Source organism: uncultured Lamprocystis sp. (assembly GCF_903933125.1).
Lineage (GTDB): Bacteria > Pseudomonadota > Gammaproteobacteria > Chromatiales > Chromatiaceae > Thiodictyon.
On record NZ_CAIZIZ010000234.1, the window covers coordinates 1 to 11530 of the forward strand.

The 11530-nt window shown below is 61.8% G+C and carries 9 protein-coding genes and 1 pseudogene; 3 read left to right on the forward strand and 7 right to left on the reverse strand.

All coding sequences use genetic code 11. From position 1 onward, the window contains the following. The first annotated feature begins 180 nt into the window (after positions 1 to 180). Positions 181 to 1374, forward strand: a complete 1194-nt coding sequence (locus QZY03_RS11585) for an HNH endonuclease signature motif containing protein (RefSeq protein WP_295581146.1) — start codon at positions 181 to 183, stop codon at positions 1372 to 1374. Between the two features lie 697 nt (positions 1375 to 2071). On the opposite strand, the gene QZY03_RS11590 is transcribed toward QZY03_RS11585, so the two are convergent. Next, complete coding sequence (locus QZY03_RS11590; protein WP_295581148.1) at positions 2072 to 2482, reverse strand: hypothetical protein; 411 nt, start codon at positions 2480 to 2482, stop codon at positions 2072 to 2074. 33 nt (positions 2483 to 2515) lie between these two features. After that, positions 2516 to 3142, reverse strand: coding sequence for a hypothetical protein (locus QZY03_RS11595; RefSeq protein ID WP_295581150.1), 627 nt, complete (start codon positions 3140 to 3142; stop codon positions 2516 to 2518). A gap of 963 nt (positions 3143 to 4105) precedes the next feature. Between QZY03_RS11595 and QZY03_RS11600 the strand changes: the two genes are divergently transcribed. After that, the gene (locus QZY03_RS11600; protein WP_026199772.1) at positions 4106 to 4585 is read left to right on the forward strand and encodes a type II toxin-antitoxin system VapC family toxin; all 480 of its coding nucleotides are present in this window, start codon (positions 4106 to 4108) and stop codon (positions 4583 to 4585) included. Beyond that, positions 4582 to 4779 carry a hypothetical protein gene (locus QZY03_RS11605; protein WP_295581153.1) on the forward strand — a complete coding sequence of 66 codons (198 nt, stop codon included), beginning with the start codon at positions 4582 to 4584 and terminating at the stop codon, positions 4777 to 4779. Before QZY03_RS11600 ends, QZY03_RS11605 begins: the two co-directional genes overlap by 4 nt. Before the next feature lie 215 nt (positions 4780 to 4994). Here QZY03_RS11605 and QZY03_RS11610 read toward each other — a convergent pair whose 3' ends face one another. From QZY03_RS11610 to QZY03_RS11630, 5 genes and pseudogenes are all read right to left on the reverse strand, one after another. Further along, positions 4995 to 6203 carry an SUMF1/EgtB/PvdO family nonheme iron enzyme gene (locus tag QZY03_RS11610; RefSeq protein WP_295581155.1) on the reverse strand — a complete coding sequence of 403 codons (1209 nt, stop codon included), beginning with the start codon at positions 6201 to 6203 and terminating at the stop codon, positions 4995 to 4997. Between the two features lie 384 nt (positions 6204 to 6587). Continuing rightward, the gene (locus QZY03_RS11615; RefSeq protein ID WP_295581157.1) at positions 6588 to 6935 is read right to left on the reverse strand and encodes a chaperone modulator CbpM; all 348 of its coding nucleotides are present in this window, start codon (positions 6933 to 6935) and stop codon (positions 6588 to 6590) included. A 5-nt stretch (positions 6936 to 6940) separates the two neighbouring features. After that, on the reverse strand, positions 6941 to 7879 hold the full coding sequence (locus tag QZY03_RS11620; RefSeq protein ID WP_295581159.1) for a DnaJ C-terminal domain-containing protein: 939 nt from the start codon (positions 7877 to 7879) through the stop codon (positions 6941 to 6943). Positions 7880 to 7999: 120 nt separating this feature from the next. Further along, a complete protein-coding gene (locus QZY03_RS11625; protein WP_295581161.1) occupies positions 8000 to 9502 on the reverse strand; it encodes an AAA family ATPase in 1503 nt (500 codons plus the stop codon). A 563-nt stretch (positions 9503 to 10065) separates the two neighbouring features. After that, positions 10066 to 10602, reverse strand: a pseudogene (locus QZY03_RS11630) (phage integrase N-terminal SAM-like domain-containing protein). Positions 10603 to 11530 lie beyond the last annotated feature (928 nt).

Sequence of the window (11530 nt, forward strand, 5' to 3'; positions counted from 1 at the left end):
ATGCCATCCGCAGCTTATAGGGACATGGAATCTCTCGATCAGGCGCTTAGCGATATCCTAGGTTCGGTAGGCGAAAAGTACAGTATCCAATTCGCTCATTGCTGATAGAGGGCTACAGATATTTCACTTGAAGTACTTATCACTTTGCCGACGCTATTCCTATTCAAGCGCAAAAGTGGGGTGAGCGAAGTAATAGATGGTCAGCAGCGGATCCTAACCTTGCTAGGCTTTATCGCGGAGGAATATATCGACGAAAACGGGGCGGTCACTAGGTCGCGTAATCATGGGTTCGCGTTACGCAGCTTACGCATTCTGCGCGAGTTGGAAAAGCGGACCTTCCGGGAACTTCCAGAAGACCAGAAAGAGCGCATATTCGATTTCCCCTTGTATATCGTTGAGATAGATGAGGCTCAGAACCCGAATTTTGACCCCATTGATTTATTCATTCGTTTAAATGACAAGCCATTTCCCATTCGCGAACACTCGTTCGAGATGTGGAATTCCTGGGTAGATGTCGAAGTGATAAGAGAGCTTAGACATCTCACCAACTCAAAGAGGAGCTGGTTTTTCCTGAAACGTCTAAACAGCCCTCGGGACCGAGATAGGATGGAGAACGAGGAGTTGGTGGCTTCTCTTGTATATTTGGAGTATCTCTCGACAGAAGAACCAAATCGAAAAAGTTTGGACGTATTTCAGAGTGCCGGTAGAATCAACACGCGACTTACAAATAAGGCCCATCTGAGTTCTTTACTACAGCACGTGACCGAGCATGCTGAAGCAAAAGACGCGTTCCTGAAAGCAATACGGCGCACCGATGGACTTATGCAAAAATTGCAAACTGTGCTTCTCGATAGAGACCAAAATAAGGACCAGAGGGATGAATACCTCCGGCGCGAGCTTGACAGGATGCTGGGGCAGTCTCGGCGGGTGAGCAATTTCAAACGTTCCAAACAGGACTTCTTCTTTATCTGGAAGATCCTTCATGGCCTGAGTCAAGAAATGGTTAGAAATTATCGACTTAATCTAAAAGAAGCTTGCTTTGAGATCTTTGAGTTCATAAAGGATGTTCCTGAGCCGTGGAGTAGAGCGGGCACCGGACTGGAAGAGTTTGCGCGACGTTGCGATGCGCTAAGAGAGGAGTATAGAGTTCAAGAACGACGTATGCGACTTTCAGATTCACTGAAGAAAGAGATGCTGGAGAAGCAGGAGAACAAATGCGGCATTTCAGGAGCCCCGCTTTTTATTGGCGATGATATAGAAGTGGATCACGTTCTCCCTCTCGCACTGGGCGGAGCGGATAATGAATGCAACCTCCAGATTGCTCACAAGAGCGAGAACAAGAAAAAAGGTGCGAAAAAGATGCCAAAAGGGTAAGAGCCGAATGGCGCTAAGTTAAGCGAGGGACGCAATGACAACAGTGACTTACGCGGCCAGTAGACGTCATAGTAGTTTATCGAGAACCACGCCATGGGTGGCTTGCGAATTCCAGTGTGAATTCCGGGAACAGTTTACTTGATTCCCATCGAATGAAACGCGGGCCAATGCCCTGGACAGTGCGCCTTTAGGCCAGGTCCTAGCGGAAGGGGTCAGGTCTCGCCTTGTAGCATTTCAATGAATGAAAAATGGCCTCCAGCGTGGGGGCTCGGGGAGGATGGGGTCACAGGGAGGATAAAGGCATAGGGGTCAGTTCTCGCCTTCTTGCATGCTACGATGCGAGAACTGACCCCCACCGCCCGCTCTGACCCCACCGCCCGCTGCGCCGATTCCGCGGCGGCGGCGGCGCCCCGACACAATGCGGGCCGGGACGGACGCTGGTGGTGAATTCTCCCGACCGCGAAGTCCGGAAAGAACCTATCTCACGCCAAGTCGCCAAGCACGCCAAGAAGAGCGCAATTCTACGGTGACCCAGTTACTCCGCGAGCGCCTCCGGTTTCGCTATCGCCTTGAAGACCCTTGGCGTCTTGGCGCCTTGGCGTGAGCCATTCCGGGTCTGAGCCAAGCCGGGGCGGTGGATGCGTCCGCATGGGCGCAATTCGCCACCAGTGTCCGGAGCGCGCCGGCGCGACGGCGCTCAGTCGCCGTCTTTGCCGGTGAACATGGTGCTTTTCACATGCCCCTTGGCGTCGCTCAGGCAGGACCAGGGCGCGTTCGCACCGGGCACGATGACCATGACGGTGGTGTTGGCCCCGGCGGGCAGGACTTCGCTGACCGCGAGCTGACCGCGCGGCTTGCCGACGGTCTTGGCGACCGCCGCCAGGCACGCCTGCTCCGCGACCCGGGTCCCTTGGTCGCCGGGCGGGTCCGCAACGAAACCGGCCTTGGCGTTTTCCTGCTTGGTCTTGTTGATGTCGCAGCCCTGCGCTTCGGAGACTTGCGTGCAGCCGGAGCGTTCGAGCAGCCGCCGGTATTCCGCGTCGATGGCCTGGACGGCAGTGGTTGCCAGCAGAGTCACGCAGGCGACGACGAGCGATGGCATCTTCATCGGTCTGTACCTTGTTCGGATTGAATGGCGGTATTACTCGCAGTCGAGCATGGTCACGTCGACAATTGAGGCGTAATGTCCGTTGACCGTGCGCACGGTGACGCAATGGTCGCCCTTACGCCAGTTGGTATAGGAACTGCCGCCGCCCTTTTCACCCTTGACGTACTTGTAGCCGCGCTGTTCGAGTTGCTGCTCCCCGCTGCTCCCGCGCGCGCCGACCAGGTCCTGCAGTTCCTTGGCGCCGCCGGTGCCGGAGGCGGTATGGCTGGCGCCCTCGTGCTTGTTCATCTCGTTGACAGCCACCGCACCGCCGATCACCGCGGCGGCGCCGATGGCGAGCTTCTCGGCGGTGCCCAAACCCTTGGGCTTGGGACCGCTGTACTCGGCCGAAACGACGTGGCGGTTCTTGACCTCGCAGGTCCAGGGATGCTTGTCCCCGTCGACCTTGGCGAGCCCCTGGACCTTGAAGTGCAGCGCGACGTCGTTCAGGCGCTCGGCGGTGGCGTCGCGCAGATCGGTGATCTTGTATTCGCTCCGAATGCGGCTCTCGCAGTCGTTGATCGCGTCCTTTTCGGTATACGCGAAGGCCGCGCCGGGCGCGGCGACCGCCAGGGCGAGCAGTAGACGAGAAGACGCGTGGCGGGCATGAGTCCTGGACATTGTTGTTTTAGCTCCGGTTGACGAACAAGCGAGGCCGCTTGAAACCTGGCCTCGGGTGAATGGGGGCACGCCGCGCACTGAAGGCTGGCGTTTTCTTTCTTGATGATCGGTGCCCTGGTGGGTTCTTGGGTCTCGATCCAGGGCAAGATCAGCACTTATCGGGCGGCAGCAATAGTAAGGATGCACTGGACCAGGTTCAAGCCGTCGGCGACCCTGCCGCGCAGGGCATCCCCGTCGATCTTGGCCCCGTTGGCCGTAATCGGTGCCTTGGCGAGCGGATTGCCCAGACGGCGAGGCTGCGTCGATCGGCATCGCTCTGTTCGCCGCGGAACCGACACTGGTGGCGAAATCTCCCGACCGCAGAGTCTGGAAAGAACCTATCTCACGCCAAGTCGCCAAGCACGCCAAGAAGAGGGAGGATGGAGTCAGGTCTCGCCTTTTAGCATTGCAATGAATGAAAAATGACCTCCAGCGTTGGGAGTCGGAGAGGATGGGGTTACGGGGAGGATGAACGGACATAGGGGTCCGGACATGAGAGTCAGTGCAGGACATAGGGGTCAGCTCTCGCCTTCTTGCATGCTACAATGAAAGAACTGACCCCCACCGCCTTGGCGAGCTTGGGTTGCCGAGGCGGCGAGGTTGCGTCGATGGGTGTCGCTCTGGTCGCCGCGGAACCGACACTGGTGGCGAATTCTCCCGACCGCAGAGTCTGGAAAGAACCTATCTCACGCCAAGTCGCCAAGAAGAGCGCAATTCCCCTGGGTTACACCGGACGATGTGGATGAATGGGCCGAGGAGCTTGGAGTATCGACCGATGTCGTTGAGCGTCAGATCGAGAATCACCGGTTGGCGGCGCTGGCGGGGTATTGAATCGCGTAGCTCTATCCAGCGGCGGCGCAAACCCGCGATATTGCGACTGTAACCGCCGGCATCCTATCTCGGGCATTTTGCAGCGGAACAATCGTGAAGCCAACGATCTATCTGGAAACATCTGTCGTATCCTACCTGACCTCCCGGCCGAGCCGAGACTTGATTACGGCGGCGCGACAGCAAATCACACGCGACTGGTGGGAACTGGCACCTGGACTTTGGAATCTCTCCATTTCAGAGCTGGTCATCGAGGAAGCCGCGAGGGGCGATCCGTCGGCTGCGCTGTTGCGCCTTGATGCCCTTCAACAGTTGCCTGTGCTACCTATCGAGACCGCCGCCAAGGAGTTGGCGATGGCGATCATGGCGGCCGGAGCGATCCCCGTCACCGAACCGGAAGACGCGCTGCATATTGCTGTCGCAACGGTCTCGCAAGTGCACTATCTCGTCACCTGGAATTTTGCCCATCTCGTCGGCCCGGACGCGAAACTCAGGCTGTTGGATACCCTGCGCGCACTTGGACACACACCGCCCCTCCTGACAACCCCTGAAGAACTTCTGGAGATTGCAAGATGATCCTGAACGAAGCCAACGAACCGAAACCGACCACGCCAGGTGCGCCTGATGCAATCCTTGCCGAACTGTGGGAGGTGAAGCGCGAGATCAATCGAGCGGCCAATTATCGTATCGATGCTCTGGTCCGGATGGCCCATGAATCCGCCGAGCGCGTGCGGCAGCAATGGCGGGAGAAGGGTCAGGCGCAAGGGTAAAGCCCGATGGTGGAGAACGCACCGGAATCGAAATCCAATACGATCGGTGTCATTCGTCGCCTCCCGATGGATAGAAAATCCAATCGCACGGCGACTGGAGTTCCGGGGACAGCATATTCAATTCACGGGGTGTTCCGGGGAGGGTCCGCAGGATCCGGCGAGCGGGAGCGAACCGATGACCAGCCGCGCTCCGCGCGCATCAAACCGCGCCACCTTCAGAGACCGCTCCCCGGCGGATAAACCAACCGTGTCCCCGCAAAACCCCAACGGCTATCCGGGGCCGCGGCCGAGCGATAACTGGCACGGCGCAGGCAGCGCTGCGTGTGGAGCGAGGCCCCGCGCAAGACGCCGTCGCCGCGGCTGAAGACATCATCTGCGGTCTGAGAATCCGGGAAGGGCACGAACTCCGGATAGGGGTGCAATGGATTGGCGCACCACTCCCAGACGCGCCCTGCCCCATCGATCAGGCCGGCGCGCGCGGCGACTTCCCACTGGTATTCGTGCTGGACGACCGCGCCCGCGTGGTCTCCGCCGAGGCTGGCGGTCCAGGCCGCGAAGGCGCGGGCCTCATATCGGTTGATGCCGTTCACCGGCTGGTCCGTCAACAAGTCGGCGGAGCCATTGAGATGCCGCTCATACCAGCAGCCGCGCGCATCCTGCCGCCAACCGAGCGGAGCTGCCGGCCGCGGGGCAGCGGCCTCCAGCCAGGCGAGGCCATCGGCCTCCCACAGTTCCCGGCGCTGGTATCCGCCGTCGCGGATGAAGGCGAGGTACTCGGCGTTGCTGACCGGCCGGGTGCTGATCCGGAAAGAGGCCAGTTCGACCGCCTGGGGCGGCAGTTCAAGGTCATCGGCATGAGGTTCGCCGCGTGAGCCGATCCGGTAGTGCCCCTGCTTGACTTCAACCCGATCCAGGGCGGGCAGCCGGGGCGCGAGCGGGATCTCCACCTGGTAGTGGTCACCCGGTCGGGTCAGGGCACGCAGCCACAGGAGCGCGAGCATGCGCTCATACGCGCGTGCATTCTCTTGCAGGAGGTACCAGGCCAACCGGTCATCGACAAGCAAGGGGTGCGCGGGCAGAGCACCGGGGGTGGCCAGTCGGCGCAGGTGCTCGGCCTGGATCTCGCCGGCCCAGTCGATCAGGTGCGCGGACGGCGGCAGCCCGCCGCACACCGCGGCATCCGGAGCAGACGCCGGACCCGCGGCGAACAGGTGGCGCACGCGCGCGGTCAGGTCCGCATCCCCGGCCACCACCTCCCGCAACCAATAGGTCTCGCGATAGACCGTCTGGGCGAACTGCCAGCTCAGACAGCCCAGTCGCGGGTCGTATGGGGCAGCCGCGTCGGCTGCCGGGACGCCGCGCAGAAGTTCACGCAGCAACTCATGAATGCCGCTCAGCGCGGCGAGAATCTCAGTGTTGGGCATGGTCGGGTCTTTACCGTAAAAGTGCGTAGTCAGGCCATCCTGGCCTGACGGCGTCGGGACTGGAACGGTCAGGGCTGGAAGCCCTGACGACGCAGCGGTCGAGAGGGCTTTCATGGTCCGGGGTGGCGCTGGCGCCATGGTCGTTAGCGGGCCGCGGCGGCGCATCCGGCTGAAGCCTCGACCTCCGGTCTGTTGTGTGCGTGCATCGTCATCCGGACCGCACCGAAGGTGATTTCCGGGAAATGATCCACCGACGTGGAGGGACGACTTTCGCCTTGTAGGGTGGACAAGCGCAGCGCAGTCCACCCGCGGTGCGTGGGGTTCGGTGGACTGCGCCGGCGCTTGTCCACCCTAAGGCCGGAACGATGAGCGAGGCTCAGCCGCTCAACCGAACTCCTCGACCCGCGTGGTCCCGAGCTGATGCTCCAGCACCCGGATGCGCGCACGCAAGGTCTCGACCTCGTCCAGCAGATCCAGCGCCAGGGCGGTACCGGACAGGTTCAGCTCGAGGTCGCGGCGCAGGCGCTGCGCGCGCCGCGCGCGCCGCACCTCCAGACCGTCGAAGCGCCACTCGGCAGGCGCCTGGCCCTGCCGCGGGCGCAACAAGCCCTCGGTCACCATGAGTTGCAGAGACCGCGCGCTGGAGCCGCACAGTTGGGTCAGCTCGGCCAAGGTGACGGTCAGCCCCTCGTCCAAGACAATCCCCTCGAGGCGAATCTCAGTTTTTACCATGGTCTTCAGACCCCCAGTTCGGCGCGCGGATTGAAGGGCAACTGCTCCGCCATGTGTTCGTACACCCGCTTGGCCTCAGCGGTCTTGGCCAGCGGCACGACGATCTCCAGGAGCACCATCTCGTCGCCCGGCGGATCGCCGGGCAGGCCCCGCCCCTTCAGACGCAGCCGTTGCCCAGTCTGAGACCCCGGCGCGATCTTGAGGTTCACTGTCCCGCCCAGCGTCGGCACCGGCACCGTTGCGCCCAGGGCCGCCTCCCAGGGGGCGATAGGCAGCCGCAACGCAATGTCCTTGCCGTCCGGGGTGAAGTGCCGATGCGGCTTGATCTCGACCTCCAGGTAAAGGTCTCCGGACGGTCCGCCATGGGCGCCCGGAGCGCCCTGACCGCTCAGGCGGATTTGTTGACCCTGGGTCACCCCAGCCGGGATACGGACACTCAGGGTGCGGGCATGGGTCGTCGCGCGCCCGTCGGCACCCGCCTCCGGGACCTCCAGCTTGAGTTGCCGGGTCGCGCCCTGGAAGGCATCCTCGAGTTCGATCTGAATCCGCACCGTCTGATCCTGTCCCCGCCGTTTGCGCGACCCGCCGGCACCGCCCGGGCCGCCGCGGACGTCACGCCCGAAAAGGCTCGAAAAGAAATCGCTGAAATCCGCCGCATCGTCCGGACTGAAGCGAAAGTCGTGCGCACCGCCGCCGCCGGGCGGCGGGCGAAAATCCTGGCCGGCCCGCCAGTTTTTGCCGAGTGCATCATAGGCGGCACGCTTCTCCGGGTCATGAAGAACCTCGTTGGCCTCGTTCACCGCCTTGAAACGGGCCTCGGCGTTCGGCTCCTTGCTCACGTCCGGATGGAACTTGCGCGCCAGCTTGCGATACGCGCGCTTGATCTCGTCCTGGGAGGCATCGCGGGCCACCCCCAGAGTCTGATAATAATCCTTGTATTCCATCGATGAGCCTCGGAACAGGGTCTTTAGTATTCGTGGATGAGCGCCAACCGGCGACGGGTAAAATGGGGGTTCGTGTGGGCCATTACACCAGAGCCCCGCGCGGCCGTCATCCCGGCGCCGTCAAGACGCGTCTTCCGCTCCGGTGAGCACCGATCCGTGGGCCGGCACCGTCCGCTCGCGTGCCCAGGCGCGCAACGCCGCAATCTGCTCATCCATGACCACCGACAGCGGCTGGGTCCGCGCGAGTTCATCCACCAGCGCCTGAGTATCCGGCGCGCGGGTGGACGCGTCCACCGCGTAGAGCGCGGAGACCACGGCCTGCTCGATCCCGGCCCCGGTGAACCCCTCGCTCGCCTGGGCCAGGTGCTCCAGATCAAAGCGCGCCGGGTCGAGCCCGCGGTTACGCAGATGGATGGCAAAGCACTCGGCCCGCACCGCGGCATCCGGCAGATCGACGAAGAACAGCTCGTCGATCCGTCCCTTACGGATCAGCTCCGGCGGCAGGCGGGCGATGTCGTTGGCGGTGGCAACCAGAAAGACCCGGGTCTTGCGCTCCGCCATCCAGGTCAGCAGAGTCCCCAGGCAGCGCCGCCCGACGCCTTCATCCTCGGACCCACTGGCGATGCCTTTCTCGATCTCGTCGATCCACAACACGCAAGGCGCCAACTGGTCCGCGGTGGTCAGCGCCTTGCGCAAATTCTTCTCGGTCTCGCCGATGTACTTGTCATAGAGCGCGCCGAAATCCAGCCGCAACAGCGGCACCCCGAAGCGCCCGGCCACCGCCTTGGCCGCCAGACTCTTGCCCCCGCCCTGCACCCCCAGCAGCAACAGACCGCGCGGGAAATCCTGAGTGCGCCGCGGGTCCAGAAAGGGCTCCCGGCGCCGGTCCAGCCAGGCTTTGAGATTGGCGAGCCCCGCCACGTCGGCGAACGAGCGGGTATCGTACTCGAAACTGATGATGCCGCCGGGGCTCAGAAGGTCGTACTTGGCCCGCTTGACCTCGGCGACATCCTCGACCGTGATCGCCCCGTCATTGCGGATGGCATTGCGAATCAGGCGGCGGGCATCGGACTCGGTCACCCCGAGCAGATTCTGGGAGAGTTGATCGACCGCCTCGCGGGCCGCGCGCACCCCCGGCGCCCCGGTTTGCCGCCACGCCTGAGCCTCCTCGCGGATCAGCGCGAGGATGCGGTTGCGGTCCGGCAGGCGCAAATCGAAACGCACGCACAGATGCCGAATCTCCGGAGGAACCTCCAGGGCATGACTCACCAGCACCAGGGTTCGCGCCCGCTCGCCATAGCCCTGGGCGATCTCCTTGACCAGCCGTACATGCAGCGGATCGGTCAGATAGGGGTGGAAATCGAGCAGCAGATAGACGCCAGGTTCAGCCCCGGCACGCAAGTAACGCAGCGTCTGAGTAGGATCGGTGAGCCGGTGTTCGGTCTCGGTATCGAACTCGATGCGCTTGAGCCCGTCAGTCACCGACCAGCGATACGCGGGCTGAGCGATGCGCAGCGCCAGCCGGGCGAACAGCGTGATCACCCGCGGCTCCTCCAGCGACTCGATCAGGATGAGCGGGGCGTCGGAGCGCAGGAGCAGTTCGAGATCGTGCAGATCGGGCATCGGCGGTGACTGACTCAACCCTTGGGAGGACGGGATTGTACCGTGAAAGTCGCGCAGCGACCCTGTGGGAGCGGCGTCCCGCCGCGATGGGGCCGGGCGTGCTTACGGGGGCAGTCTCGAACTGCACAACGAGCGCGAACCCAAGACATTCAGACAGGATTAACAAGATTTACAAGATATTATTTGTTTTCAATCTTGTAAATCTTGTTAATCCTGTCAAGAAATTTTGGAACTGGTCAGGGTCGCGGCCGAAACCATGATCAAGGCCGATGCGGGCCATGATCGCCGTTTCGGCCAAAGCGATCACCCGGATCTATCCACAGATGTCACAGATATACACAGATGAAGAGGAATATCTGTGTGCCTCTGTGAACATCTGCGGATTCGATTTCCGTCCCAGGGCCGCCGCGGGGGCTTGATCATAATCCCGACCATCTCACCAACCGCGAGGCCGCTGTGCGGACCGGCAACCGCCCAGACCGCGAGGCGACCAACCGCGTGACCAAGGCCCCAAACCCGCGACAAGCCGTTGTCCCAGCCGCCGGTTCGGCCGCACCTGTTCCCTATAGCGTTCCGCCCTGAGCTGCCGCGTGTCGCACTCCGACACCCAGCAACGCATCCACCGGGCTCTGCACCGCCGAGCCGCCGCGCTGCAACACATGGGTGTAAATCTGCGTCGTGGTGACATCCTGATGGCCCATCAATTCCTGCACCGTGCGGATGTCATACCCCGACTTCAGCAAATGGGTCGCGAAACAGTGGCGCAGCGTGTGCGGCGTCGCCCGCTTGGCGAGTCCCGTGCGCAGCACGGCACAACGCATCGCTTTCCTGAACCCGCAACTTCACGCACTCCACAGGACTTGATTCTGGGTCGACGCCGACACCCCACGTTGGACCGCCAGATTCGACAGGAAGGCTTCCACTTCCTGCGGGCCCATGTCCCGCGGGTGGCGCTTATTGTGAAACCAGATAAAGCGCTTGATCCAACCGATGTAGGCCTCCTCGGTGCGCGGGCTGTAGTGCAGTTTGCGCAGTTTGTCGCGCACCTGGTCCAGCAGGCGACGGGGCTGCGGCTCGGCAGCAGGCGGAGAGAGGGTCATGGCGGGTTTGTCCAAGAGCGTTTTCATAACTGTAAAAATAGACAGTCCACGCAGAAAAGGCAAGCCCGTTCCACCCGGCGGGACCGCGCCCGACGGCCGGCCTTGTCGTTCCGGCCGGAAAAGCGGTTGCCGGCGGCTTCCAAGCGCCAGGATGGCGCTTCTACGAGTCCGCGATGGCTTGAACGATGATCGACGCCCCAAGGCTGAACGACGCCAAGCCGAGCGCAGCCCAGGCCTTGATCATCGCTCCGGCCGTAGGGTGGACAAGCGCTAGCGCAGTCCACCGAATCCCGCGCCGCCGCTGATGGACTGCGCGGCGCTTGTCCACTCTACGATGCCGCGTGGCCGGAACCGTGGTCAAGGCCGCAGCCTCTTGTCGGCGCCCCCTAAACACCCTGGAAAACATTCGAGACAACGCCTCCATATCATTGTCTTTTCGTTATTTCTTGATACCATAACGACCCAAGCGCCGGTCGGTATATGCCGACCCGGTCGGGCGTTATGAGGCGAAATCGCCTCATAACGCGTAAACGGAGCGAGGCCAAGCGCGACCCCCTGCCGGTTGTCTCTAAACACCCGGAGCATTCGCCGAGAAAGGCTCTTCACACGATTGTTTTTTCGCTTATTCTTTGATCAGAACTACGCGCGCCTCGCCGGCTTATGAGGCGTACCCGCGATCCGTTCGTGCGTTATGAGGTAAGATTGCCTCATAACGCACGACCGGTGCGGTAAGGAACTGCGCACAATGGCTTGACAAACCGGAAAAACTTTGATCCAATCCTAAAAAGGCGACGAGTTATGGGGTAGTTCGTCCGCCTAAATGTAGCTAGGATTCACCCTTCGTGTATTTATGCGAGTCGTGTTTCCGCTCGAATTGCAGCGCAAATATTGTGGATGAAAAAATTCAGGATTCATGATAATCAGCGGG

Bases quoted from the DNA above. Each gene is read 5' to 3' on its own strand.
- QZY03_RS11590 (WP_295581148.1), bottom strand. From the start codon at position 2,482: ATGAAGATGCCATCGCTCGTCGTCGCCTGCGTGACTCTGCTGGCAACC.
- QZY03_RS11595 (WP_295581150.1), bottom strand. From the start codon at position 3,142: ATGTCCAGGACTCATGCCCGCCACGCGTCTTCTCGTCTACTGCTCGCC.
- QZY03_RS11605 (WP_295581153.1), top strand. From the start codon at position 4,582: ATGATCCTGAACGAAGCCAACGAACCGAAACCGACCACGCCAGGTGCG.
- QZY03_RS11610 (WP_295581155.1), bottom strand. From the start codon at position 6,203: ATGCCCAACACTGAGATTCTCGCCGCGCTGAGCGGCATTCATGAGTTG.
- QZY03_RS11615 (WP_295581157.1), bottom strand. From the start codon at position 6,935: ATGGTAAAAACTGAGATTCGCCTCGAGGGGATTGTCTTGGACGAGGGG.
- QZY03_RS11620 (WP_295581159.1), bottom strand. From the start codon at position 7,879: ATGGAATACAAGGATTATTATCAGACTCTGGGGGTGGCCCGCGATGCC.
- QZY03_RS11625 (WP_295581161.1), bottom strand. From the start codon at position 9,502: ATGCCCGATCTGCACGATCTCGAACTGCTCCTGCGCTCCGACGCCCCG.